This is a genomic window from Sphingobium sp. VMM, assembly GCF_056790315.1.
In genome coordinates this window covers 82,864-106,385 of sequence record NZ_JBXGSI010000022.1, presented here as the reverse complement: position 1 = coordinate 106,385, position 23,522 = coordinate 82,864, and the positions used below count along the sequence as shown (strand labels likewise).

Here is a 23,522-nt window from a genome sequence, read left to right as displayed (position 1 = left end):
GGTCAGTCAAGCGCCTCAGCAGCGCCGCCCCGTCCGGTGAAAAGCCCTCTAGGCGGGGCATTTGATTCGGTCAACCGCGAAATTCCGCCCTTTTTGAATTTCCCCTCCGAAAGTTGAGAATGCGGCCCCTCCCGATCGCGTGAAAAGCCCGGTCTTTCGGGCATTTCGTAGATTTCACGCGCTTGTAATAAAAATGCGTTTCCGGAACCGGATTGGGCGCCGAGTTCCGCGCTTCTCCATCCGAATCCCGATCCTGTTGCGGCAAGAATCGGGAATCAGGGGAGAATCGGTACGAGAATCAGGCCAGCGGCTCGCCTTCCCACAATTCGGTATCGATCTGCGCCTGCGCATCGCGCGGGTAACGCGGACCCGACACCGCCCTGAAATCGAACAGACTGTCGACGCGGTCGAGCAGCGGACGCGGCAGATCGAGCCTGGCCGCCGCCAGATCTTCGTCGAGATGGGCCATGTTGGTCGTGCCGGGAATCGGCACGATGAAATCGCGACGGGACAGCAGCCAGGCCAGGCAGAGCTGCGCCATGGTGCAGCCCGCTTCGTCGGCGAGCCCCTTGAGCTTCGTTGCCAGATCCAGATTATGGGCAAGGTGGGGCGGCTGGAAACGCGGCATGGCGCCGCGAATATCCCCCTCGGGCACGCCCTGTGGCCCGACCCCGCCGGCGAGCAGGCCGCGGCCGACCGGCGAAAAGGCGACGAAGCCGATGTCGAGTTCCGCGCAGGCATCGAGCACGGCGACCTCCGGGTTGCGACTCCAGGGCGAATATTCGGTCTGCACTGCGGTGATCGGATGGACCGCATGGGCGCGGCGAATCGTCGCTGCCGACATTTCGGACAGGCCGATCGCGCCGATCTTGCCATCCTCCACGCCGCGCACCAGTGCGCCGACCGATTCCTCGATCGGCACCTTCGGGTCGAGGCGATGGAGATAATAGAGATCGATATGGTCGGTCCTGAGCCGGCGCAGCGAATCCTCCAGCACGCGGGTGATCGCCTGGGGCGAGCCGTCGAGGCCGCGCTTGCCGTCAATCTCCGCCAGCACGCATTTGCTGGCGAGGGTGAAGTCGGCGCGCCGGTCCATGATGGTGCGGCCAAGCAATTCCTCATTGGCGCCGAAGCCATAGAGGGCGGCGGTGTCGAAGAAGGTCACGCCGACATCGAGCGCATGGCGCAGCAGCCGTTCGGCCTCATCCGCCGACGGGCGCGGCAGATAGGCATGGGAGAGGTTCATGCAGCCAAGGCCGATGGCGGAAACGGTGAGCGCGCCCAGGCGGCGGGTGGGAAGAGCGGTCGTCATGGGGTGGGAAACATCCTGTCGGTTGGGGCCGTGCATGGCGCAAGAGATAGGTCCGCCTCTCCGCTCTGTCATGCCCTTGGTCATGCCTTCACCCAGCAGGACGAAAGAAGATGGGGTTTACCCGGCTTAATAAAGCCAATCTTGCCCGGCGGGCGCAGCGGGGTCATTTCGACGGCACATTATAGACCCTTATGCCGCCCTGCGGCGCGAGCGAGCCCATGACCCGGAACCTTACCCATCTTCAGCGCCTAGAGGCAGAGAGCATACATATATTGCGGGAGGTAGTGTCGGAGGCGGAGCGGCCTGTGATGCTGTACTCGGTGGGCAAGGACAGCGCGGTGATGCTGCATCTGGCGAAGAAGGCCTTCTATCCCTCGCCGCCGCCCTTCCCGCTGCTGCATGTCGACACCACCTGGAAGTTCCGCGCCATGTACGACCTGCGCGACAAGGCGGCGCGCGACGCGGGGATGGAACTGCTGGTCCATCATAATCCCGAGGCCCAGGCGCGCGGCATCAACCCGTTCGACCATGGCGCCCTCCACACCGACATGTGGAAGACGGAAGGGTTGAAGCAGGCGCTCGACAAGTTCGGCTTCGACGCGGCATTCGGCGGCGCGCGCCGCGACGAGGAGAAGAGCCGCGCCAAGGAGCGCATCTTCTCCTTCCGCACCGCCTCGCATGGCTGGGATCCCAAGAACCAGCGGCCCGAACTGTGGAACCTCTATAATGCCCGGAAGGCCAAGGGCGAGAGCATCCGCGTCTTCCCGATCAGCAACTGGACCGAGCTCGACATCTGGCAATATATCCAGCTGGAAGGCATCGAGATCGTGCCGCTCTATTTCGCCGCCCCCCGCCCCACCGTCGAGCGCGACGGCATGCTGCTGATGGTCGATGATGACCGCTTCCCGCTTGAACCGGGCGAAGTGCCGGTCGAGCGCTCGATCCGCTTCCGCACTTTGGGCTGCTATCCGCTCACCGGCGCGGTCGAGAGCGAGGCCAGCACCCTGTCGGAGGTGATCCAGGAGATGCTGCTCACCACCACATCCGAGCGCCAGGGTCGCGCCATCGACAAGGATGCCGGCGGCGCCGGCATGGAGAAGAAGAAGCAGGAGGGTTACTTCTGATGTCCGACGTGATCACACAGGACCCCGTCTACCAGACCGATGCCCTCATCGCGCAGGACATCGACGCCTATCTCGACGTCCATCAGCACAAGACCATGCTGCGCTTCATCACCTGCGGCTCGGTCGACGATGGCAAGTCCACCCTGATCGGGCGGCTGCTCTATGATTCGAAGATGATCTTCGAGGATCAGCTCGAAGCGCTGCAGGCGGATAGCAAGCGCGTCGGCACGCAAGGCGGCGAGATCGACTTCGCCCTGCTGGTCGATGGCCTCGCCGCAGAGCGCGAACAGGGCATCACCATCGACGTCGCCTATCGCTTCTTCGCTACCGAAAAGCGCAAGTTCATCGTCGCCGATACGCCCGGCCATGAACAATATACCCGCAACATGGTCACCGGTGCCTCCACCGCCGACCTGGCCGTCATCCTGATCGACGCGCGCAAGGGCATCCTCACCCAGACGCGGCGCCACAGCTATCTCGCCCACCTGATCGGCATCCGCAACATCGTGCTGGCCGTCAACAAGATGGACCTGGTCGGCTATGACCAGGCCGTGTTCGACAAGATCGTCGCCGATTATGCCGCGTTCGCGCAGAGCATCGGCATCAGCGCCTTCACGCCGATCCCCATCTCCGGCTTCAAGGGCGACAATATCACCGCCCGGTCGGAGAACACCCCCTGGTATCAGGGGCCCACGCTGATGGCCCATCTCGAAAGCGTCGAGGTCGATGCCACCACTGCGGCGGCCAAGCCGTTCCGCATGCCGGTCCAGTGGGTCAACCGTCCGAACCTCGACTTTCGCGGCTTTGCCGGCCTGATCGCCAGCGGATCGGTCAAGCCGGGCGACGCCGTGCGGGTGCTGCCTTCGGGCAAGACCAGCACCATCAGCCGTATCGTTACGATGCCGGGTGGAACCGGCCCGGCAAGCGGGACCGGTGGTGACGGCGACCTCGACGAAGCGATCGCCGGCCAGTCGGTCACGCTCTGCTTTGCCGACGAGATCGACTGTTCGCGCGGCGACGTCATCGCGGTGGCCGACAATCCGCCCGAGGTCTCCAGCCAGTTCGAGGCGACCATCGTGTGGATGGATGACGAGGCGATGCTGCCGGGCCGGCCCTATTGGCTCAAGATCGGCACGCAGAGCGTCTCGGCCACCGTCCAGGCGCCCAAATATGTCGTCAACGTCAACACGATGGAGCATCTGGCGGCCAAGACGCTGGACTTGAATGCCATTGGCGTTGCCGAACTGGCGACCGACAAGCCGATCACGTTCGAGCCCTATGCCGACAACCGGACCTTGGGCGGCTTCATCCTGATCGACAAGATCAGCAACCGCACCGTGGCGGCGGGCATGCTCCACTTCTCGCTGCGCCGGGCCCAGAATGTCCATTGGCAGGCGACCGACATCGGCCGCGAGGCTCATGCCGCGCTCAAGAACCAGGTTCCCCGCATCCTCTGGTTCACCGGTCTCTCCGGCTCGGGCAAGTCGACCATCGCCAATGAGGTGGAAAAGCGGCTCGCGCTGATGAACCGCCACACCTTCCTGCTCGATGGCGACAATATCCGCCATGGCCTCAACAAGGATCTGGGCTTTACCGAGGCCGACCGGATCGAGAATATCCGCCGGGTCGGCGAGGTCGCCAAGCTGATGGCGGATGCGGGCCTGATCGTGCTGACCGCCTTCATCTCCCCCTTCCGCGCCGAGCGCGAGATGGTGCGCGAGATGCTGCCGGACGGCGAGTTCATCGAGATCTTCGTCGATACGCCGCTGGAGGTTGCCGAGGCGCGCGACGTCAAGGGTCTCTACAAGAAGGCCCGATCGGGCAGCCTCAAGAACTTCACCGGCATCGACAGTCCCTATGAGGCGCCCACCAGCCCCGAGATACGGGTCAACACCGTCGAGATGACGCCACAGGAAGCCGCCGAGCATATCATCCGCAAGATCATGCCGCTCAAATGAGCAATGTCATGACAGACGCGGACCTCGCCGCCCATCTCGCCGACACCGCCGGCCGCCTGCTGCTGGAGGTCCGCGCCTCGGGCCTGTTCAGCGCCAAGGCGCTCGGCAAGGCCGGCGACCAGACCGCCAACCAGTTCCTCGTCCATGCGCTGCGCGAACAGCGGGCCGAGGATGGGTTGCTCTCCGAGGAGATGGCCTGTGACGGGGCGCGGCTCCAGCACAGCCGCGTGTGGATCGTCGATCCGGTCGACGGCACCCGCGAATATGGCGAGGAACGTGCCGACTGGGCCGTCCATGTCGGCCTCGCCATAAACGGCGTTGCCACCATCGGCGCGGTTGCGCTGCCGGGCCATGAAGACGGCATCGTCCTGCGCACCGACCAGCCGCGTGTAGTCCCGCCCGCGCCCGAGAAACTGCGCATGGTCGTATCCCGCACCCGGCCGGCACCCCAGGCGGTCGCGGTGGCAGAGGCGCTGGGCGCCGAACTCGTCCCCATGGGTTCAGCCGGCGCCAAGGCCATGGCGGTGATCCTGGGACAGGCCGACATCTATCTCCACGCCGGCGGCCAATATGAATGGGACAGCTGCGCACCCGCCGCCGTCGCTCTCGCCCACGGCCTCCACGCCTCCCGCATCGATGGATCGCCACTCATCTACAACCAAGAAGACACATACATGCCCGACCTCCTCATCTGCAGGCATGAGCATGCCGATGCAGTGCTGGGGGCACTGAAGGGCTAGGCGCGGGTCGCCAGTCCGGCACCGACATCGGCGCCCGCCCAGGCGCGCCAACGGTCACCGTCGGGGTCGATGTCCACCCGGTCGGTCAGGTCGAAAATCTTCACCGCCGGCCGATCCACCGTATAGGCGGGCCAGTCCGGCTCGGGCGCGCCATGGCGGACGAAATGGGCGATATGATCGGTCATCCGCCGGCCGAGCGCCGCGCGGCGCCCGCGCATCGGCCCGCCCCGCGCAAAGGCGGCACGCAGGCCGCGCATCGGCCAGGTCAGGGTCAGGTCCAGCCCATGGGCCGCGCCGGCGATCGGATGGCGATAGTCGAAGCGATAGAACCAGGTTGGCGCCTGCCCCGACTGGCGATCGGCGAAATGGCGCGTCGGCATCAGGAAGGTGAGATCGGTGGCGAGCGCGCGGCGCCCCGCCTTGTCGCGCGGATAGGTACCGAGGATGCGCGCGGCATGATCCGCCGGCAATTGGGCATGGAGCAAGGCGTCGAGTGCCGGCCAGTCGGTCGGCAGGATATCACCGGGCATCAGTTCGAACAGGCGGATTTCCTCATGCGTGGCACCGGCGAGCAACGGCACCGGTGCGGCCGGCTCGGCCACCGCATCCGCCAGCGAGGCGGGCAGCAGGTCGCCGTCGAACCAGGGGGCGGCAGGAATAGTGCCGGGATTGGCGGCACCGGCCGCGCCCTGCGCCTCGAACAGACGGATGAGGTCCATGCCGCGCAGCGCGGCGAGATCGGGGTTGCCGAGCGCCGCCATATAATCGCGCGCCACCTGTTCGCTGCGGTCGCGGCCATGGATCAGGCTGACCGCGCCGCTCTGCATGATCGCCCCGGCAAAGAGACCGCGCGCGGCCGGGGCGTGGAGCAATAGCGAGACCGACATGGAACCGGCCGACTGGCCGCCGACCGTCACCCGCGCCGGATCGCCGCCGAAGGCCGCAATATTGTCGCGCACCCAGGCGAGCGCCGCAATCTGGTCGCGCAGGCCGAGATTGGAGGGGATGCCCGGCACGACCGCGCCGAAATTGACGAAGCCGAGTACGCCCAGCCGATAGTTGATGCTGACGACGATGATGTCGCCATCGCGCGCCAGGTCGCTGCCGTCATAGCTATGGCCGCCACCCGCGACGAAGGCGCCGCCGTGAATCCAGACATAGACCGGCAGCGGGCCGGTCGCGCCATCGGGCACATGGATGTTGAGCGACAGGCAATCCTCGGCAAAGTCGGGCAAGGACAGCCGCGCTCGCTTCGCCTGATTGCCATACATTTGCGAGCATTGCGGACCTGGACGCGCAGCATCGCGCACATCATTCCAGGGCGTCGGCGCCTCCGGCGCGGCAAAGCGGTCGGCCCACGCATAGGGAATGCCGCGCCAGCATCGCACGCCGTTCGCCCGGATGCCGCGCACCGGCCCGGCCGTCGTCGCCACCGTCAATCCGTCCATGCCGCCCCTCCCGTCTTGCGGCAAAGATGCTAGGCGGCGCCGGATGAGGCGCCAACGCGCGGGGCGGAGATAGCGGCGGGGCGATGCCCCTATCCGATCAGGGCTGCATCGACGGGGTGACGACCAGCCGGTCGAGAATCTCCGCCATGCGATCGAGCGGATAGTCCGGTTCCTGCTGCAGCCACCAGGCGAGAATCTCGACCGTGGCGCTGACCGCGAAAACGATGCGCAGTTCGTCGGGCAGCCAACCGGCATCATGCGGCCTCTGCTGCGCCAACTGGCGCGCCTGGTCGGTAAATTCCTGCTTGAGCATGGTCGCCGCGCCGCCGGTCAGGAAGGCGGACCAGAGCGCGCGCCGTTCACCGACATAAGCGAACAGGGTCATGCAGGACTGGCGGGCATCATCGGCGAACAGGATCGGCAGCGCGCGCTGCAGCAGATCGGCGATCTGTCCGGCAGCGAGATCGTGCAGCAGCGCATCCTTGGACGGATAATGGCGGAAGAAGGTGGCGTAGCCGACCTCCGCCTCGCGCGCGACCTCGCGGATCGTCACCTGATCATAGGGGCGGGTTTCCAGCAGGTGGAGCATCGCGTCGAGCAGCTGGCGGCGGGAGCGCAGCTGGCGCGCGTCGGTCGGCAGATTATCCATCGGGGCCATGGCTTAGGGCCTTCGCACCCGCCTGAACAGAGGGGAGGATCGCCGGGCCGATGATCCGCCCCCGCCCCATTGCCCGGCGCCCCTGCCCGACTAGGGTCCGGCCCGACAGGAGAGGAAGCACGCCATGGACAACCGGATCGAGACGCTGATCGCCAGGGAAGAGATCAGGGAACTGGCCCAGCTCTATTCGCGCGGGGTCGACCGGCAGGATTTCGCGCTGATCCGGTCGCTCTATACCGCCGACGCGACCGACAGCCATGGCGCCTATTATGACGGGCCGGTCGACGGCTATGTCGCCTTTCTCGAAGCGTCGCTGCCGCACATGCATATCGGCAATCATTTCGTCTGCAACCATCTGGTCAATGTCGATGGCGATACCGGCGAGGGCGAGGTTTATGCCATTGCCTGGCACCTGATCCCCGACGGCAAGGGCGGGCTGCTGCATGATATCCAGGGGGTGCGCTATATCGACAGCTATCGCCGCGTCGATGGCCAGTGGCGCTTTGCCAAGCGGGTGGTGAGTTTCGACATGAAGCTGCTGCAACCCGCCGCCGACCATGGCGAGAAGCCGGTGCCGGTGAATGATCCCAGCTATGCGCTGCTGGCACCGCTGTTTGCGCGCGGGGCCGGCCGCTAGCCGCTTCGCCGCAGCGATGTCGCCGCCGCTTCCTTGACAGTCAAATCAACAATCCTGTTGATGATAGCCAAGAAGAGCGGCGCGACAGGCGCCCGCTGGAGCGGATGATGGCCTTTTCGACGATCGACCTGACCGCCCGCATCGGCACCGAGATCCGGACCGACGCGGCAACCCTGGTGTCGGGCAAGCATGCCGACACGATCCTGGCGCTGTTGCAGCAGCGCGGCGTGCTGATCGTGCGCGGGCTGTACATGAGTCGCGAGGATCAGCTGGCCTTTTCCCATACGCTGGGCCGGGTCCAGCCGCAGGGCGAAGGCGGCATTTTCAAGGTGACGATCGATCCCAAGGAAAATCCGGGCGCCGAATATATCAAGGGCGCCTTCTTCTGGCATATCGACGGGGCGAGCGACGACGTACCCAATTTCGCCGCGACATTGAACGCCAAGTCGCTGTCCAGGACCGGCGGCAGCACCTATTTCGCCAATACCTATGCCGCCTGGGACGACCTGCCCGACGAAGAGAAGGCGGCCTATGACGGGCTGCGCGTGGGCCACAGCTTCGAGACGTCGCAGCGCTATGTGAACCCCGAACCCACCGTGGCGGAACTGAATTTCTGGCAGATGCGCACGCCCAAGGTCCATCCTTTGGTCTGGACCCATGAGACCGGCCGCAAGTCGCTGGTGCTGGGGTCGACCGCCGACCATATCGAGGGGATGGACCCGGCGCAGGGCCGCGTGCTGCTGTCCAGGCTGCGCGAATGGGCGGTCCAGCCGCAATTCGTCTATCGCCATGACTGGACGGAGGGCGACCTGCTGATCTGGGACAATAGCGGCACGATGCACCGGGTCGATCCCTATCCGCTGGAAGAAAATCGGATGATGCACCGCACGACGATCGAGGCGATCGAACAATTGGTCGGCGCCTGAAAGCGACACCGAAATTGACACATAGGAAGGAATTGCGATGACGAGGTCTCTCAACGGCCGCACGGCCGTGGTCACGGGCGCGGGTTCGGGCATTGGCCGCGCGATCGCGCTGCGCCTGGCCGAGGATACGGCCAAGATCGCGGTGTGGGACATTAATGGCGACGGCGCGGCCGAAACCGTCAGGCTGATCGAGGCGGCCGGCGGCACCGCCATCGCCATCGCCGCCGACTGTTCGGACAAGGCGGCGATCCATGCGGCGGCGGAAGAGACGCGCGCCAAGCTGGGGCCGATCGCGATCCTGGTGAACAATGCCGGCATCGCCCCCTTCACCCCCTTCATGGACATCGACGACGACCTGTTCGACAAGGTGATCCACATCAACCTGCGCGGCCCCTATCTGCTGACCAAGGAAGTGCTGCCCGACATGCTGGCCGCCGGCTGGGGCCGGGTGATCAACATCACCTCCTCCTCGGTCCAGTCGGGTTCCTTCGCCCAGGGCCATTATGTCTCGTCCAAGGGCGGCCTGATGGGCATGACCAAGGCGCTGGCGCTGGAATTCGCGCCGAGCGGCGTGACCTTCAACATGGTGCCCCCCGGCTTCATCGACACGCCGATGCTGCGCGCCGCGCCGATCGACGCCGACGCCTTTGCCCAGACGCTGCCGATGAAGCGGATCGGCAAGCCCGAGGATATCGCCGCTGCCTGCGCCTATCTGGCGTCGGAAGAGGCCAGCTACATCACCGGCCAGACGATCAGCACCAATGGCGGTCGCTATATGGGGTCGCATTAACAGGACCGCATCTGGCGATGAGAGCCGGGACGCTTGCATGGGCGGCCCGGCCATTTATGCTCCAGCCATGGTCCAGAAACGTCGCGTCGGCGCCGAAAGCTCCGAAACCCGCGCCCGGATCGTGGAGGCCACCGAACAGGTGATCCGCGACGAAGGCTATGCCGCCGCCAGTTCGCGCCGGGTGGCGCTGCGCGCCGAGCTGCCGCCATCGCTGGTCCATTATTATTTTCCGACCACCGACGACCTGCTGCTGGCGGTGTTCCGCCGCGGCGCCGAACAGAGCGACGCGATGATCGAGGCGGCGCTGACCAGCGCCGATCCGGTGCGGGCACTGTGGCGCTTCTTCTCCGACCCCAGCCGCAACGCGCTGGCGATGGAATTTGTCGCCATGGCCAATCATCGCAAGGCGATCCGTGCCGAGATCGCCCGCCACAGCGAGGCGATGCGGGATCGCCAGGCGCAGTTGATGGAGCAGCTGCTGGGCGATCGACTCGCCGATCACAAGGTGACGGCGGCGGGCCTCAGCCTGTTGCTGGCCGCCGTCGGCCGCACCCTGGTGATGGAAGCCGACATGGGGGTCGCGAGCGGACATGCCGACGCGCGCGCTTCGGTCGAGGCGCTATTGGACGAATTGCTGCCGCCCGAAAAATGAGAGGCATTGACTTTTCCATGCAAGCATGTTGAACATGTGTTCAAACGCGCAGGGATGCATAGGAGAGCAAGGCATGTCCGCCACCACCATTACCCGTTTCGTGCATGAAGATATCAAGCCGAGCATCGGCAGCCGCATCCTCAACAGCAAGGAGGAACTGCTGGCCGGCGAACTGGCGCCGCAGATCCGCGAGCTGCTGGAGCAGCGCGGCGTGCTGGTCTTCCCGAAGATCGACTTCACCGACGAGGAACAGATCGCCTTCACCAAGACGCTGGGCGCCTTTGCCCCCGAGCATCGCGGTGGCGAGGAAATCCACAAGATCACCCTCGACGTGAAGGAAAATCCGCAGAGCGCCGAATATCTCAAGGGCTCGCTCTACTGGCATATCGACGGCACGATGAACGATGTGCCGATCCTCGCCTCCTTGCTGTCGTGCAAGGTGCCCGCGACCTGGGGCGGCAATACCGGCTTCTGCAACACCTATGCCGCCTATGAGGCGCTGACCGACGAGCAGAAGGCCGAATATGAGACGCTGCGCGTGATCCACTCGGTTTGGGCGACGGTCTTCTATTATGAACCCGAACCCAGCCTCGCCAAGCTGAAGGGCATGCGCCAGGTCGGCGAGAATGAGCTGCCGCTGGTGTGGAACCACAAGTCGGGCCGCAAGTCGCTGGTGCTGGGCTGTACCGCCCAGCGGGTCAAGGATCTCGATCCCTATGACAGCGCCGAAATCCTGGTTGGGCTGCGCGAATGGGCGACCCGCGAGGAATTCAGCTACAGCCATGAATGGAGCGTCGGCGACCTGGTCATCTGGGACAATACCGGCACCATGCACCGGGCCGAGAAATATGATCCCGACTGCAATCGCATGATGCACCGCACCAAGCTGCAGGGCGAAGAACCCTTCGAATAAGGATCGGCCCCACGGCCTTTCCACGCCCGCCGCCCAACCGGGTTGGCGGGCGTTTTGCCCTGCCCCCGGAGCATCGTCATGAGCAATCCGCTGACCTTCGGCTATCTTTATGATTTCCGGAACCCGCCCCAATGGGAAAAGCGCCCGGCCGATCTCTATGCCGAGATACTGGATTTCGTCGCCTGGAGCGAGACGGCGGGCTTTGCCGGTGCCTGGGTGCCCGAACATCATGGCGCGCAGGATGGCTATATGCCCGCGCCCAATGTCGCGCTGGCGGCGATCGCGGCGCGCACCAGCCGGATCAAATTGGGGTCGGCGATCGCGCTCGCCCCGCTCTATCATCCGGTCCGCTTTGCCGAGGAATGCACGGTGCTGGATATCCTGTCCGATGGCCGGCTGGAGATGGCGCTGGCGATCGGCTACCGCCGCCGCGAGACCCAGGCCTATGGCGTCGATTTCGGCAAGCGCGGCGCGCGCTTCGACGAGTTTCTGGAAATCGTCCAGCGGCTATGGGCGGGCGAGACGGTCAATTTTGCCGGGCAGCATTACAGCATCGCCGGCGCGTCCCTGCGCCCGGCCGCGCCGCGCGGCCGCATCCCCCTCTATATTGGCGGCTTTGCCGAGAAGGCGCTGGCGCGGGTGGCGAAATATGCCGACGGCTATTTCGGCAATGAGGAGGTGTGCGGCCTTTATGCCGACAAGCTGCACGCCGAGGGGAAAGACCCGGCCGCCGCGCGAATCCGCATCCAGAGCCTGTTCACCCTGGTCGCCGAAGACCCCGAGGCGGCAATGGCGGAGATGGCCCCCTATTTCCACCATGTGAACGAGACCTATGGCGCCTGGCTGGCCGAGGATCAGGCGTCCGGCATCGACAAGGTGGCGCTGAAACCCATGTCGCTCGACGCCTTCAAGCGCAGCGGCATCCTGCAGATCCTGACACCCGACGCCGCGATCGATCATTTCCGCGCAATGCAGCAGCGCATCAATGTCGAACATATCATGATGATGATGCCCCCCGGCCTGCCCCCGGCAAAATTCCAGCCCTATGCCCAGCTGTTCGCCGACAGGGTGATGCCCGCATTCTGAAGGGCGGCGTCAGTTCCCCTGCAAGGCGCGGCGCAGCGCCGCGAGGCGCAGCGCCTGGAGCGCCTGCATCTGCGGCGTATCGGCGCCGGCCAGGCCGAAGCCATGATAGGCGCCGGGCGTGACATGCAGCTCGACCGCGATGCCGAGGGCCAGCAGCCGCCGGGCGAAGTCGATATCCTCCTCCAGGAACAGGTCGAGCGCGCCGACGCTGATGAAGGCAGGCGGCAGGCCGGACAGGTCGGGGCAGCGGGCCGGCACGGCGTCGCTCGGGACATGGTCGGTGCCGGCTTCCTGCCCGAGCAGTGCCCCCCAGCCATAGCGGTTCTGCGCCGGGGTCCAGACGAACCGGCCGGTGACGGGGTGGAGCGGTGCGCTGCTGCCGGTGCGATCGTCCAGCATCGGCGCGTCGAGCAGCATGAAGCAGATCGGATAGACGCCAAGGTCGCGGGCATGGATCGCCAGCGCCACGGCATGGCCGCCGCCCGCGCTCTCACCGCCGATGGCGATGCGGGTCGGATCGATACCCAGCGCATGGGCCCGGTCATGCAGCCAGGCGAGCGCGACATAGCAATCGTCCCGCGCGCCAGGAAACGGCGTCTCGGGCGCCAGCCGATAATCGACCGACAGGACGACACAGCCCAGCTGCGCCGCCCACGCCCGGTTGGACAGATCGCTCATATCGGCCATGCCAAGCACGAAGCCCCCGCCATGGATATGGAGATAGGCCGACCGCCGCGCATCGCCTTCCCCCTCGGCCGGGCGATAGAGCAGGCAGCGCACATCGGGCGATCCGGGCGCGCCGGGCAGGAAGACTTCTTCCCGCTGCACGGCGGCCAGCGCTTCGGGCATCGGTTCGGCCGCGCGGGTGGCAAAAGGCTGGCGGAAGGCGGCGATAGTCTGATCGCTGAGATCGAGCGGCGGGAAGAGGTCGAGCGCCGCGCGCAATTCGGGGGCCACCAGTTGCCGCGCCTCGTCCATCGTCCCGTTTCCTCTATCTTGCGTCGCGCGGCCGGTCATAGGCGGCACCATCAAAATGGTCGAGCGGCACCAGGGGTTCGGCGGTGAAGTCGATCACCCGGCCGACGCGGATCGCATGGACCGCATTTTCCGGCTGGAAGGTGAAGCAGTTGGGCGGCACGCGGGTCGCGGTCGATTGCCGCTCCATCGGGATCAGCCGGCCATTGGCGAGGATCGTGCCCCATTGCAGCAGCCGGGCGGCCTCACGCCGGGGCTCATCTAGCGCGTCGATCCACGGGCGCAGCTTCATCAGCGACTGGCCGGCAATGTCGGCTGGCGCGGTCATGACATGGCTGCGATGCGCGACCTGTAGCAGCGGCATGCCATCGCGCCTGATTTCCGCCACGGCCTCGCCCTCTATCGGGTCGCAGGCGAGAATCTCATAGCGGGTCGGCGCCTCGTCACCGGCATGGGCCGCCGCCAGCACGGCCAGGTCGTGCAAATGGGTGCAGTTCGCCTTCTTCTCGCCGCGCGCCGCCGCCTCAGCCAGCGCGACACCGGTGAAGGTCGCCTGCAGCACCGTCGGCGCACCCGGACAGGTGGTCCAGGGCACCCGCTCCATGATCGCGTCGACGCCGCTGATGCGCGCGCCGTCATGATGCAGGATGACGGCCATGCTGTGATAATCATCCTCGACCGCGGCGGTCACCCGGCCGGGCAGCGGCGTCACCAGGAAACGACGGCGAAAGCCGGGCAGCATGTCCAGCATGCCGCTGTCCATCGCGATCAGTCCTTCGCCAGCAGCAGCGCCGCCGCCATGGGGCCGCCACCCGATGTCGCCACAGCCACCTTCGGGTCGCCGGCGATCTGTCTTTCGCCGCCCTCGCCGCGCAACTGCACCACCGATTCATAGGCGAATCCAAAGCCGTGCAGCCGTCCCCAGCCAAGCTGGCCGCCGCCGGTGTTCATCGGCAATTCGCCGTCGAGCGCGATGCGCTTGCCGCCTTCGAGGAACTGGCCGCCCTCGCCGACATCGCAGAAGCCCAGCCCTTCGAGCCAGGTGATCGGCTGGAAAGCGAAGCCGTCATAAAATTGGACGGTATCGACATCCTTGGCCGTGTAGTCCGTGTTCTTCCACAGGTCGCGCCCGGTCGGATAGGCGCTCGCCCATTCGGCTTGGTCCCAGCTGTAGCGTTCGACCGATCCGGCGCTGGCGGCGATGCGGATCGGGGTCGTCTTCACCTCGTCCAGCGCATCGCCCGCCGACACGATCAGCACGGTCGAGGCATCGGTGAAACGATCGCAATCATAGAGGCAGAAGGGCGAACTGATCATCCGCGCCGCCATATACTCGTCCATGGTCAGCGGTTTCTTGACGATCGCGCGCGGGTTGCGCGCGGCATTGGCATGATCGTTCAGCGCCACCTGGGCGAGCTGTTCGCGGGTCAGGCCATAGCGCTTCATGTGGCGCATCGCGAATTGCGCGGTCCAGTTGGCGGCCGAGAAGGCGCCGAAGGGCGAGACCCATTGCGAATTGCCCGACACATCCTTGCGCCGTTCCATCGGCGGAAATTCTTCGGGGCGGGCCAGCGCCGCCGCTTCATAGACGGTGCGGAAGCACAGGACATGGCGGGCAAGGCCGGCCTTCACCGCCATTGCCGCCTCGGCGATCGCGCCCAGTTGCGCCGTCGCCTCCGCCGCGCCGATATGCCAGCGTGTGTTGAGCCCCAATATCTCGATCACATCGTCCGAACTCACCGGCGAGAAGCCGAGGAAGGTCGACATCTTGCCGGGATAGGTGGCGACACCGTCAATCTGGTCGAGCGTCAGGCCGGCGTCGGCAATCGCCTCGCGCACGGCGTCCAGTGTCAGGCCCAGCGGCGACCGGGTCAACCGCACGCCGACCTCCGACATGCCGATGCCGGTGATATAGGCTTCGCGCGCCATGCTCATGCGACCTTCTCGAACAGGGGGAACCAGATGCCGTCCTGCTCCTCGAAGGTGACGCGGACGCGGTCATCCATGTCGACGGCATCGACCGGGCAGTTGACGATATTGGTGGTCAGATAGACGCCGGGTACGTCGTCGAGCCGGACACGGGCGATGACGAAGGGCACCTCCATATCCTTGGCCCAGGCCTGATAGTTGATCGTATAGGTATCGACCGCGCCGGTGCCGGCGACCGCATACGGGCCGACATTTTCCGACTGGCAATGGCGGCAGATCTCGCGCGGGGGATGGGTGAACTGGCCGCAATCGTCGCAGCGGGTGATGTTGAGCTTCCCCTCCGCCCCGCCGGTCCAGAAGGCGCGATTTTCCCGATCGAGGCGCGGGCGCGAACGTTGCCAGACCATCAGACGTCCCAGACCAGGTTCAGGCTTTCGATGCCGATCACATGGCCGCCATGGAACACCGTGGGCTTATCGGGATCGAGCCGGAATTCGGGCAAGCGCGCCAGCATCTCCTCATAAAGAACCTGCAACTCCACGCGCGCCAGGTGGGAACCCAGGCAGCGATGCGGGCCAACGCCAAAGGCGATGTGAACATTGTTCTCGCGGTCAAGATCATAGCTGTCGGGCTGCGGGAATTCCTTCGCATCGAGATCGGCAGCGGGCAGGAACAGCTTGAGCATGTCGCCGGGCATCAGCTTGGCCCCGGCCAGTTCGGCCGGCTTCTTGATGACCCGCATCGGCACGGTGAAGGTATAGCGGCGCAGCATTTCCTCGGCCGCTTCGGCCACCAGCTTGGGCTCGGCCCGTAACTTGGCCTGCAATGGCAGGTCGAGCGCCAGGCCGCGCATGGCAAGGCCCATGCCGTTCATCACCGTGTCGAGGCCCGCGATGAACAGCAGCACGCCATAATTTTCCATGTCGGCAAGCGTGCTCGGCTGGCCGTCCACCTCCAGCTTCCACAGCATGGAGATGATATCGTCCTTCGGATTATCCCTGCGCTCCAGCACGGTGTCGCGCATCGCTGCGGCAATGCGCTGCAAGCGGCGCATGGAGCCTTCGCGATCGGTATCGATCGCCTCCATATGCTCCTTCACGATCTGGCGATATTCCGGCAACCGTTCGAGCGGCAGGCCCAGCATCTTGAGGAAGACCTGCACCGGCAGCGGCTCGGCCACCGTGCTCATGAATTCGCACTGGCCATCGGCCTTGATCGCGTCGATCAGTTCGCCGGCCAGCTCGCGGATGCTGTCCTTCAGGGCCGCGATCGTCTTGGGCGAGAAGACCTTCTGCAGCGGCTGGCGATATTTGGTGTGCTCGGGCGGATCGAGCGTGATCGGGATCGGCTGCGGAATATGCGGCGCGCCCGGCGGCAGCGAGGCGAGCAGCGCCTTCATCTTGTCGGCCGGCACGAACTCGCTGGAGAAGGTCTCGGTATCGCGCGACGCCTCATAATTGGCGGCGTGGGTCAGCGCGACCCAGCCACCGCCATTGCGCGGCGTCCAGAAGACCGGCGGCGCCGTCTTCAGCAGGTTAAGGATGCGCGCATGCGGATCGGCCAGCAGGCCCGGATCGGCATGGACATCGAAATCATAGACGAGCGCGTCGGGCACATGGGCCGGCTGTGGCGCGGCGGGGCTCAAGGTGGCGTGGGCCATGATTCTCTCCGTCTTCCCTGCTGGGGCGGGCGCGTGCAGGCCGCGTCCCTTCTTGTCGGACCCGTTTTGCCCGGCGGCCCGGCAAAGGCAAAGGGGCTGGGTGCGGCGGCGCCAGATAACGCACCGACGATCCGCGTCGCGGCTCCGTATCGCGATGGCGATTGTGCCGGGGACCACGTTGATCGGGGCCGCAATCTCCTTTCTAAGGAAGGTCAGAATAGCCGGAGAGGGCAGATGAGAATCCGCATCGAAAAGTCAGGCTGCGTGGGCAATGCCCGCTGCGCCGCCGTGTCCGAGGACATGTATCCGCTGGACGAGGACGGCTATATCGCGACCGAGGGTTTCGACGTAGCGGACGGCGATCAGCAGACCGCCAAGCGCGGCGCGCGCGCCTGCCCCGAACGCATCATCGTCGTCGAGGAAGATGATGGCAGCATCAGTTGGCCGCCCAAGGCCAAGGGATAATCAGAGAATCCGGGAGAGCGAGATGAGCGACATTTTGGGCTATAAGGGCAAGCGCGTGATCGTGAGCGGCTGCTTCTCCGGCATGGGGGAGGCGACCGCCAAGCTGCTGCTGGAGCTGGGCGCCGAGGTTCATGGCCTGGACTTCAGGGACAGCAGCCTGCCGCTCGCCTCCTTCACCAATGTCGACCTGCGCGATCCGGCTTCGATCGAGGCGGCGGTCGCCGGCATCGGCGGCAAGGTGGATGCGCTGTTCAACTGCGCCGGCCTGCCCCAGTCCTTCCCACCGCTCGACGTCATGAAGGTGAACTTCATCGGCCTGCGCCACCTGACCGAACAGGTGCTGCCGCTGATGGGACCGGGTGGCGCGATCGCCAGCATCGCCTCCACCGGCGGCCTGGGCTGGAGCCGCCGCATCCCGACCAACATGGAGTTCGTCACCACCAAGGGTTATGACGCCGCCGTCGCCTGGTGCGAGGCGCATCTCGATGATGTGGTCAAGGAAGGCTACAGCTTCTCCAAGGAGAATGTGATCGTCTGGACCCAGTATATGGGCGCGCATCTCATCAAGAAGGGCATCCGCATCAACTGCACCCTGCCCTCGCCCACCCAGACGCCGATGATGGCAACGTTCGAGGCCGCGTCCGGCAAGGATGTGGTCGCCGCCGCCGCCGAACCGATGGGCCGTTACTCGACCCCGGCCGAACAGGCGGGCGGCATCGTGCTGCTGAACAGCGATCTGGCCGGCATCGTCAATGGCGTGGTCTTCCCGGTCGATGGCGGCTTCATGGGCGGCGTCGCCACCGGTCAGGTGGACCTCAGCGTCATGATGCGGCGTTCGGCGCCCGCCGAGGCCTGAACCCCATGAATTTCGACCTGACCGACGATCAGGACATGATGCGCGACATGTTCGCGCGCTTCCTGGACGAACATAGCAGCATGGCGCGGGTCCGCGCCGCCGCGCCGACCGGCTTCGACCCCGCTTTGTGGCAGGGGCTGGCGGAACTGGGCGCGCTGTCGATCCGCGTGCCCGAAGAGGCCGGCGGGCTTGGCCTTGGCCTGTTCGACGCGACCATCCTGATGGAGGAAGCGGGCCGGACACTGGCATCGGGGCCTCTGGCCGAAGCGCTGGTGGCGGCGCGCTTGCTGGCGCAACTGGGCGGCGAGGCGACGGCCGACCTGCTCGGCCGGGTGCTGGCGGGCGATGCGGTCGCCAGCTTCGCCTTCGAGGATGTCGCGGACACGCCCGTCCAGTGGATCGGCGGTGGCCTGGTGGCCGAAGCCGTGCTGGCCCGGTCGGGCGAAGACATCATCCTCGTCACCGTGCCCGCAGAGGCACGCAAGGCGGAGGACAATCTCGCCTCCACCCCGATCGCGCAGATCGACCTGTCGGCGCATCCGCGCACGGTGCTGGCATCGGGGGCCGAGGCGCTGGCGACCTTCGCCGCCGGCATCGAGGAATGGAAGCTGCTGATCGCCGCCGGTCTGGCCGGCATCGGTCGCGAGGCGCTCAAGCTCGCCGCTGCCTATGCCTGCGAGCGCAAGCAGTTCGACCAATATATCGGCCAGTTCCAGGCCATTTCCCATCCGCTTGCCGATATTCTCTGCGAGATCGACGGCGGCAAGTTCCTGGTGTGGAAGGCGATCCGCGACCTGGCCGATGGCGCACCCGAAGCCGGCGGCGCGATCTCGATCGCCGCCTGGTGGAACGCCAACAGCGCGGCCAAGGCAGTGGCGCAATCGCTCCACACCTTCGGCGGCTATGGCCTCACCACCGAATATGACATCTTCCTCTATAATCTTCGCGCCAAGGCCTGGCCGCTGATCGGCGGCGATCCGCAGCGCTGGCTCGACGAGGCCGGCCGCCGGCTCTACGCCGATGAGGCCGCCGCCCTGCCCGACGCCGGGCCGATGCCGGTCGATTTCGACCTGGGCGAAGCCGCGCAGACGATCAAGGACGAGATCAACGCCTTCTTCGCCGCCAATGTGACGCCGGAGATGCGGGCGACCTTCCACTATAGCTGGGAGGGCTATAACCCCACCCTCAACCGCAAGCTGGCGGCGCAGAATCTCCTCTATCTCGGCCTGCCCAAGGATGTCGGCGGGCGTGGCCTGTCCGCCTATGAAAAGACGGCGGCGATGGATGCATTCGAGGAGCAGGGATATAACAACCCCGCCGCCAATGTGACGCAGATGGTGTCGCTCATCATTCACCGCTTCGGCACCGAGGAGCTGAAGCAGGCGGTGCTGCCCGAAATCATGCGCGGCGAGGTGATCTGCTCGCTCGGCTATTCCGAACCCGGCTCGGGCTCCGACGTGTTCGCCGCGCAATGCCGCGCGACGCAGGAGGGTGATGGCAGCTGGCGGATCGATGGCACCAAGATGTTCACGTCCGGTGCCAACCTGTCCACCTATGTGCTGATGCTCTGCCGCACCAATCCGGACGTGGCCAAGCATAAGGGCCTCACCATGTTCATCGTGCCGCTGAAGGCCGATGGCGTGACGGTGCAGCCGGTCCACACCTTCCAGGACGAGCGTACCAATATCACCTTCTATGATGGCGTGCGCATCCCCGATAGCTGGCGACTGGGCGAGATCGACGGCGGCGTGCGCACCATGAGTGCCAGCCTGGAGTTGGAACATGGCGGCGGCTTCGCCAAATATCAGCGCAAGATGTTGCAGGCCGGCGAAGCCCTTTGTCGCGAACTTATCCACAGGGGCAAGCCGCTGATCGAGGATGGCGGCGCACAGGCGCGGCTGGCCCGCACCGCCGCCAATCTGTGGGCGTCGGAGCTGATCACCTATCGCGCCCAATGGGTGATGTCGGAAAAGAAGCCGAACCATGCCTATGGCCCGATGGCCAAGATGTTCAGTTCGGAGAAATTCCTGACCGATGCGCGCGACCTGCTCGATCTCACCGCCCCGGCCTCGCTGTCCAAGCGCAAGGGGCCGGCGGAAGAGATCAACATGTTCTATCGCCACGCGCAGGGATCGACCATCTATGGCGGCACCAGCGAGGTTCATCGCAGCATGATCGCGGAAAAGGGCCTCGGCCTGCCGCGCACCCGCGCCTGAGGAAGATCGCATGACGGACGACGCCCCCCATCTGCTGACGCAGGAACAGGATGGCATCCTCATCGCCACGCTGAACCGGCCGGACAAGCTCAATGCGCTATCGGCGGAGACGATGGCGCTGTTCGAGGCGGCGCTGATCCGCTTTCGCGACACGCCGGACCTGAAGGTGATGCTGGTCCGGTCGACCGGCCGCTATTTCTGTTCCGGCGCGGACATGAAGAGCGGCGGGTCGCCCAGGGAATATCCCCGCACGCCCAGCGGCATCCGCGAGAACCACCGGCTCCAGCTCAACGGGATGCAGCGCATCTATGACGAGATGGAGCATGTGGAAAAGCCGATCGTCTGCGCCATCCACGCCACCTGTGTCGGCGGGGGGCTGGAAATGGCGCTGTCCTGCGACTTCCGCCTGGCGGCCAAGTCGGCCGCCTTCTCATTCCCCGAAGGGCTGTTCGGCGTGCTGCCGGCCTCCAACGGGGTCAGCCGCCTGACCCGCATCTGCGGTCCGCACTGGGCGCGCTGGCTGATCATGGGCAACCAGAAGGCCGATGCCGACCGGGCGCTGATCATGGGCCTGGTGCATGACGTGATGCCGGACGAAGGGTTCGAGGACGCGGCCCTGGCCTTCTGCCGTCACCTCACCAAGCAGAATGGCGAGCAGATGGGCGCCGCCAAGATCGCGATCGAGCTGGCCGCCGAAGTCGGCCCGTCCATGGGGCGCCATGTCGAACGCATGGCCAACAGCGCACTGATGCTGAACCCCGCCTATCTGGAGGGGATGGAACGCTATCTGAAGGGCATTGGCGGCAAGAAGGATTGAGTTGTCCTTCTCCCATCCACACACTTATCCACAGCTTTTTCCACAGATAGGCGTGGGAAAAGCTGTGGATAACTTCTGTCGATAAGCCTGTGGATAAGTCGAACGCGCGCCGGTCTCAGGCGCGCGCGTCGCGCAGCATCGCGCGATAGTCGCGGATACCCAATTCCATCAGCCGCGCCTCGGCCCGCAGCAAATGGGTGCGCGCCAGCGGATGGGGGGAATGGAGGATATTCTGCAGCGCCATGTCGGTGGTGACGGTGACGACACGCTCCAGCCCGGTCATCAGCGCGGTGCCCATGCTGAACACCGGCGATCCGGCCTCTTCGCTGCCGCCATCCATCTGGTCGACCAGCAGCCGCATCACCGGCTGGGCGGCATGGACGCGATGCAGCATCATCCGCTCATTCTGGCGATCGGCCATATTGTTGCGCAGGTGGAGCAGCCGGGAATGCTTGACCCAGAAGCCATGATAGGCGGTGACGAAGGCCAGCGCCTTCTCGCCCAGTTCCTCCTCGCTCCATCGGGTCCGCAGCAGGCCGACATAGTCGGCCTCGGCCGTCGCCATCACCGGCTCCAGCACGGCGAGCAGCAATTCGGTGAGGTCGGAGAAATAATTATAGAGCGACGTCATGCCGAGCGAGGCCTGGCGCGCGACCGCGCTCAGCGAGATTTCGACATCCACCGGCCCCGCCAGCAGTTCGTTGGTCGCCGCCAGGATGCGTTCGCGCGTGTCGCGCCCCTTGCGACCCAGGCGCTGGCCATTGAGATTATGACTCAGCACCTTGGTGGCCCGTCCCCGGCCCTTGGGTTCCGACGGCCCGTCCGCCGCAATCGATGCCTTTGCCGTCAAAACCCGTCCTATCCATGCCCCGTCGCGCGCCTCAGGCGGCGCGCCAGGCGATCAGCTTGGTTTCCAGGAACTCCTCGATCCCTTCGAGGCCCCATTCGCGGCCTACACCACTGGCCTTGTAGCCACCGAAAGGCAAGTCGCCGGCGATGCACATGCCGCCATTGACGCTGATCGATCCGCTGCGGATCTGCTTGGCGACATTGATCGCCCGGTCAAGATTGCCCGAACTGACGCCGCCCGACAGGCCATAGCTGCTTTCATTGGCGATGCGCACGGCATCGGCATCATCCTCGAACGGGATGACCACCAGCACCGGTCCGAAAATCTCTTCCTGGGCGATGCGCATGTCGTTGGTGACGTCGACGAAACAGGTCGGCTCGATGAAATAGCCGCCGCCCTTGTCCGGCCGCGCCTTGCCGCCGGCCAGCAGGGTCGCGCCCTCGGCCTGGCCGATATCGACATAGGACAGCACCCGCTCCATCTGCCGCTTGGAAATGACCGGCCCCATGATGTGCTGGGGATTGTCGAAAACGCCCCAATTGTCGCCAAAGCTGGCATAGGCATGCTTCAGGATCGCCTTCGCTTCCTCATAGCGGCTGCGCGGCACCAGCAGGCGCGAATGGACGGCGCAGCCCTGGCCGGCATGGAAGACCAGCATGGTCTGGGCGACGTCCATCGCAAAATTGGCGGAATCGTCGAGCACGATCTTGGCCGACTTGCCGCCCAGTTCCAGGAAGACGCGCTTCAGCGTGGCGGCGCCCTGTTCCATGATGCGCTTGCCCACGCCCGTGGATCCGGTGAAGGAGACAAGGTCGACGCGCGGATCGGTGACCAGCATCTCGCCAGCCAGCGCCGGGTCGCTGCCGAACACGACGTTGATGACGCCGGCGGGGAAGCCCGCCTCCGCCGCCAGTTCGCCGAAGATCGCGCCCATGCCCGGCGTGTTGGGCGCGGGCTTCAGGATCACGGTGCAGCCAGCCAGCAGCGCGGCCACGACCTTGCCGACATTCACATAGAGCGGCACGTTCCACGGCGTGATCGCCGCAACCACGCCGACCGGCTCATAGATCGCCTTGCGCAGGCTTTCGAAGCCATAGCCGGTGCGGCCGCCATAATCCTTTTCCCATTCCAGCTTGGGAAAGACGGCGAGATAATCGTCCCAGCCGTCGAGCGCCATGTCGACATGGGCACGGCCGACCGCGCCCATGGCGGCGCCGGCCTCATGCCGGGCCAGATCCGACAGCCGTTCCTTGTTCGCCTGGAACAGGTCGCGCAGCTTCGTCACCAGCGCGACGCGCAGGTCTACATTGGTCGACCAGTCGGTTTCGTCAAAGGCGCGGCGGGCAGCGACGATCGCGGCCTCGACATCGGCGGGCGAGGCATCGGCGGCGGTGCCGACCGGTTCGCCGGTCCAGGGACCGATCACGTCAAAGGTCTTGCCGCCTTCGGCACCGCGCAGCACGCCGTCGATATAGAGCTTGGCTTCGGGAAGAGTGGCCATGATCGCCTT

23 protein-coding genes are annotated in these 23,522 nt (G+C 65.6%); 13 read left to right on the top strand and 10 right to left on the bottom strand.

Annotated elements, in window-relative coordinates; genetic code table 11:
* Nucleotides 1-298: 298 nt before the first annotated feature.
* Nucleotides 299-1,312 (bottom strand): aldo/keto reductase, encoded by a 1,014-nt coding sequence (locus ACUCV3_RS22990; protein ID WP_279731982.1) that lies wholly within the window; start codon nt 1,310-1,312, stop codon nt 299-301.
* A gap of 191 nt (nt 1,313-1,503) precedes the next feature.
* Here ACUCV3_RS22990 and cysD point away from each other — a divergent pair, with 191 nt between their 5' ends.
* The 3 genes from cysD to ACUCV3_RS22975 are packed head-to-tail and all read left to right on the top strand — an operon-like array spanning nt 1,504 to nt 5,134.
* A complete protein-coding gene (gene cysD / locus ACUCV3_RS22985) occupies nt 1,504-2,436 on the top strand; it encodes a sulfate adenylyltransferase subunit CysD (protein WP_482241176.1) in 933 nt (310 codons plus the stop codon).
* Nucleotides 2,436-4,394: a sulfate adenylyltransferase subunit CysN gene (cysN, locus tag ACUCV3_RS22980; protein WP_482241175.1), complete on the top strand. Its 1,959-nt coding sequence runs from the start codon at nt 2,436-2,438 to the stop codon at nt 4,392-4,394. Before cysD ends, cysN begins: the two co-directional genes overlap by 1 nt.
* Before the next feature lie 8 nt (nt 4,395-4,402).
* Nucleotides 4,403-5,134, top strand: a complete 732-nt coding sequence (locus tag ACUCV3_RS22975; protein ID WP_482241174.1) for a 3'(2'),5'-bisphosphate nucleotidase CysQ — start codon at nt 4,403-4,405, stop codon at nt 5,132-5,134.
* On the opposite strand, the gene ACUCV3_RS22970 is transcribed toward ACUCV3_RS22975, so the two are convergent.
* Both ACUCV3_RS22970 and ACUCV3_RS22965 read right to left on the bottom strand, forming a co-directional pair.
* Nucleotides 5,131-6,582, bottom strand: a complete 1,452-nt coding sequence (locus ACUCV3_RS22970) for a carboxylesterase/lipase family protein (protein ID WP_279730736.1) — start codon at nt 6,580-6,582, stop codon at nt 5,131-5,133. The two genes, ACUCV3_RS22975 and ACUCV3_RS22970, sit on opposite strands and share 4 nt — an antisense overlap.
* Nucleotides 6,583-6,679: 97 nt before the next feature.
* The gene (locus tag ACUCV3_RS22965) at nt 6,680-7,240 is read right to left on the bottom strand and encodes a TetR/AcrR family transcriptional regulator (RefSeq protein ID WP_017501869.1); all 561 of its coding nucleotides are present in this window, start codon (nt 7,238-7,240) and stop codon (nt 6,680-6,682) included.
* A 124-nt stretch (nt 7,241-7,364) separates the two neighbouring features.
* On the opposite strand from ACUCV3_RS22965, the gene ACUCV3_RS22960 reads away from it, so the two are divergent.
* The 6 genes from ACUCV3_RS22960 to ACUCV3_RS22935 all read left to right on the top strand — a co-directional run bounded on the left by ACUCV3_RS22960 (nt 7,365) and on the right by ACUCV3_RS22935 (nt 12,244).
* Nucleotides 7,365-7,877 carry a nuclear transport factor 2 family protein gene (locus ACUCV3_RS22960; protein WP_279730734.1) on the top strand — a complete coding sequence of 171 codons (513 nt, stop codon included), beginning with the start codon at nt 7,365-7,367 and terminating at the stop codon, nt 7,875-7,877.
* Between the two features lie 104 nt (nt 7,878-7,981).
* The gene (locus ACUCV3_RS22955) at nt 7,982-8,803 is read left to right on the top strand and encodes a TauD/TfdA dioxygenase family protein (RefSeq protein WP_482241173.1); all 822 of its coding nucleotides are present in this window, start codon (nt 7,982-7,984) and stop codon (nt 8,801-8,803) included.
* Nucleotides 8,804-8,840: 37 nt separating this feature from the next.
* Nucleotides 8,841-9,593, top strand: a complete 753-nt coding sequence (locus tag ACUCV3_RS22950) for an SDR family NAD(P)-dependent oxidoreductase (protein WP_159367351.1) — start codon at nt 8,841-8,843, stop codon at nt 9,591-9,593.
* Nucleotides 9,594-9,660: 67 nt separating this feature from the next.
* Nucleotides 9,661-10,245, top strand: coding sequence for a TetR/AcrR family transcriptional regulator (locus ACUCV3_RS22945; protein ID WP_230588698.1), 585 nt, complete (start codon nt 9,661-9,663; stop codon nt 10,243-10,245).
* A 73-nt stretch (nt 10,246-10,318) separates the two neighbouring features.
* Nucleotides 10,319-11,158 carry a TauD/TfdA dioxygenase family protein gene (locus ACUCV3_RS22940; RefSeq protein WP_037512962.1) on the top strand — a complete coding sequence of 280 codons (840 nt, stop codon included), beginning with the start codon at nt 10,319-10,321 and terminating at the stop codon, nt 11,156-11,158.
* A gap of 78 nt (nt 11,159-11,236) precedes the next feature.
* Nucleotides 11,237-12,244: an LLM class flavin-dependent oxidoreductase gene (locus ACUCV3_RS22935; protein WP_279730732.1), complete on the top strand. Its 1,008-nt coding sequence runs from the start codon at nt 11,237-11,239 to the stop codon at nt 12,242-12,244.
* Between the two features lie 9 nt (nt 12,245-12,253).
* Here ACUCV3_RS22935 and ACUCV3_RS22930 read toward each other — a convergent pair whose 3' ends face one another.
* The 5 genes from ACUCV3_RS22930 to ACUCV3_RS22910 are packed head-to-tail and all read right to left on the bottom strand — an operon-like array spanning nt 12,254 to nt 16,808.
* Nucleotides 12,254-13,222 (bottom strand): alpha/beta hydrolase, encoded by a 969-nt coding sequence (locus ACUCV3_RS22930; RefSeq protein WP_279730730.1) that lies wholly within the window; start codon nt 13,220-13,222, stop codon nt 12,254-12,256.
* Between the two features lie 13 nt (nt 13,223-13,235).
* On the bottom strand, nt 13,236-13,982 hold the full coding sequence (locus ACUCV3_RS22925; protein ID WP_313737661.1) for a hypothetical protein: 747 nt from the start codon (nt 13,980-13,982) through the stop codon (nt 13,236-13,238).
* Between the two features lie 5 nt (nt 13,983-13,987).
* Nucleotides 13,988-15,154 (bottom strand): thiolase family protein, encoded by a 1,167-nt coding sequence (locus ACUCV3_RS22920; protein WP_279730728.1) that lies wholly within the window; start codon nt 15,152-15,154, stop codon nt 13,988-13,990.
* On the bottom strand, nt 15,151-15,555 hold the full coding sequence (locus ACUCV3_RS22915) for a Zn-ribbon domain-containing OB-fold protein (RefSeq protein ID WP_069338567.1): 405 nt from the start codon (nt 15,553-15,555) through the stop codon (nt 15,151-15,153). Before ACUCV3_RS22915 ends, ACUCV3_RS22920 begins: the two co-directional genes overlap by 4 nt.
* A complete protein-coding gene (locus tag ACUCV3_RS22910; protein WP_279730726.1) occupies nt 15,555-16,808 on the bottom strand; it encodes a cytochrome P450 in 1,254 nt (417 codons plus the stop codon). Before ACUCV3_RS22910 ends, ACUCV3_RS22915 begins: the two co-directional genes overlap by 1 nt.
* A gap of 234 nt (nt 16,809-17,042) precedes the next feature.
* Between ACUCV3_RS22910 and ACUCV3_RS22905 the strand changes: the two genes are divergently transcribed.
* From ACUCV3_RS22905 to ACUCV3_RS22890, 4 genes are read left to right on the top strand one after another with little or no spacing between them, the layout of a single operon-like run.
* Entirely contained in the window at nt 17,043-17,273 is a 231-nt protein-coding gene (locus ACUCV3_RS22905; RefSeq protein ID WP_313737659.1) for a ferredoxin, read from the top strand.
* A gap of 22 nt (nt 17,274-17,295) precedes the next feature.
* Nucleotides 17,296-18,129 carry a coniferyl-alcohol dehydrogenase gene (locus ACUCV3_RS22900; RefSeq protein WP_010336461.1) on the top strand — a complete coding sequence of 278 codons (834 nt, stop codon included), beginning with the start codon at nt 17,296-17,298 and terminating at the stop codon, nt 18,127-18,129.
* 5 nt (nt 18,130-18,134) lie between these two features.
* The gene (locus ACUCV3_RS22895; protein ID WP_279730723.1) at nt 18,135-20,345 is read left to right on the top strand and encodes an acyl-CoA dehydrogenase family protein; all 2,211 of its coding nucleotides are present in this window, start codon (nt 18,135-18,137) and stop codon (nt 20,343-20,345) included.
* A gap of 10 nt (nt 20,346-20,355) precedes the next feature.
* On the top strand, nt 20,356-21,162 hold the full coding sequence (locus ACUCV3_RS22890) for an enoyl-CoA hydratase/isomerase family protein (RefSeq protein WP_097384832.1): 807 nt from the start codon (nt 20,356-20,358) through the stop codon (nt 21,160-21,162).
* Between the two features lie 115 nt (nt 21,163-21,277).
* Here the strand turns inward: ACUCV3_RS22890 and ACUCV3_RS22885 are convergent, their stop codons facing one another.
* Entirely contained in the window at nt 21,278-22,012 is a 735-nt protein-coding gene (locus ACUCV3_RS22885) for a TetR/AcrR family transcriptional regulator (protein ID WP_279730720.1), read from the bottom strand.
* A gap of 31 nt (nt 22,013-22,043) precedes the next feature.
* Complete coding sequence (locus ACUCV3_RS22880; protein WP_279730719.1) at nt 22,044-23,513, bottom strand: aldehyde dehydrogenase family protein; 1,470 nt, start codon at nt 23,511-23,513, stop codon at nt 22,044-22,046.
* Nucleotides 23,514-23,522 lie beyond the last annotated feature (9 nt).

Bases quoted from the DNA above. Each gene is read 5' to 3' on its own strand.
- ACUCV3_RS22960 (WP_279730734.1), top strand. From the start codon at position 7,365: ATGGACAACCGGATCGAGACGCTGATCGCCAGGGAAGAGATCAGGGAA.
- ACUCV3_RS22900 (WP_010336461.1), top strand. From the start codon at position 17,296: ATGAGCGACATTTTGGGCTATAAGGGCAAGCGCGTGATCGTGAGCGGC.
- ACUCV3_RS22935 (WP_279730732.1), top strand. From the start codon at position 11,237: ATGAGCAATCCGCTGACCTTCGGCTATCTTTATGATTTCCGGAACCCG.
- ACUCV3_RS22970 (WP_279730736.1), bottom strand. From the start codon at position 6,582: ATGGACGGATTGACGGTGGCGACGACGGCCGGGCCGGTGCGCGGCATC.
- ACUCV3_RS22975 (WP_482241174.1), top strand. From the start codon at position 4,403: ATGACAGACGCGGACCTCGCCGCCCATCTCGCCGACACCGCCGGCCGC.
- ACUCV3_RS22990 (WP_279731982.1), bottom strand. From the start codon at position 1,312: ATGACGACCGCTCTTCCCACCCGCCGCCTGGGCGCGCTCACCGTTTCC.
- cysN (WP_482241175.1), top strand. From the start codon at position 2,436: ATGTCCGACGTGATCACACAGGACCCCGTCTACCAGACCGATGCCCTC.
- ACUCV3_RS22955 (WP_482241173.1), top strand. From the start codon at position 7,982: ATGATGGCCTTTTCGACGATCGACCTGACCGCCCGCATCGGCACCGAG.
- ACUCV3_RS22910 (WP_279730726.1), bottom strand. From the start codon at position 16,808: ATGGCCCACGCCACCTTGAGCCCCGCCGCGCCACAGCCGGCCCATGTG.
- ACUCV3_RS22895 (WP_279730723.1), top strand. From the start codon at position 18,135: ATGAATTTCGACCTGACCGACGATCAGGACATGATGCGCGACATGTTC.
- ACUCV3_RS22945 (WP_230588698.1), top strand. From the start codon at position 9,661: ATGGTCCAGAAACGTCGCGTCGGCGCCGAAAGCTCCGAAACCCGCGCC.
- cysD (WP_482241176.1), top strand. From the start codon at position 1,504: ATGCCGCCCTGCGGCGCGAGCGAGCCCATGACCCGGAACCTTACCCAT.
- ACUCV3_RS22950 (WP_159367351.1), top strand. From the start codon at position 8,841: ATGACGAGGTCTCTCAACGGCCGCACGGCCGTGGTCACGGGCGCGGGT.
- ACUCV3_RS22915 (WP_069338567.1), bottom strand. From the start codon at position 15,555: ATGGTCTGGCAACGTTCGCGCCCGCGCCTCGATCGGGAAAATCGCGCC.
- ACUCV3_RS22925 (WP_313737661.1), bottom strand. From the start codon at position 13,982: ATGGACAGCGGCATGCTGGACATGCTGCCCGGCTTTCGCCGTCGTTTC.
- ACUCV3_RS22965 (WP_017501869.1), bottom strand. From the start codon at position 7,240: ATGGCCCCGATGGATAATCTGCCGACCGACGCGCGCCAGCTGCGCTCC.
- ACUCV3_RS22880 (WP_279730719.1), bottom strand. From the start codon at position 23,513: ATGGCCACTCTTCCCGAAGCCAAGCTCTATATCGACGGCGTGCTGCGC.
- ACUCV3_RS22890 (WP_097384832.1), top strand. From the start codon at position 20,356: ATGACGGACGACGCCCCCCATCTGCTGACGCAGGAACAGGATGGCATC.
- ACUCV3_RS22940 (WP_037512962.1), top strand. From the start codon at position 10,319: ATGTCCGCCACCACCATTACCCGTTTCGTGCATGAAGATATCAAGCCG.
- ACUCV3_RS22905 (WP_313737659.1), top strand. From the start codon at position 17,043: ATGAGAATCCGCATCGAAAAGTCAGGCTGCGTGGGCAATGCCCGCTGC.
- ACUCV3_RS22920 (WP_279730728.1), bottom strand. From the start codon at position 15,154: ATGAGCATGGCGCGCGAAGCCTATATCACCGGCATCGGCATGTCGGAG.
- ACUCV3_RS22930 (WP_279730730.1), bottom strand. From the start codon at position 13,222: ATGGACGAGGCGCGGCAACTGGTGGCCCCCGAATTGCGCGCGGCGCTC.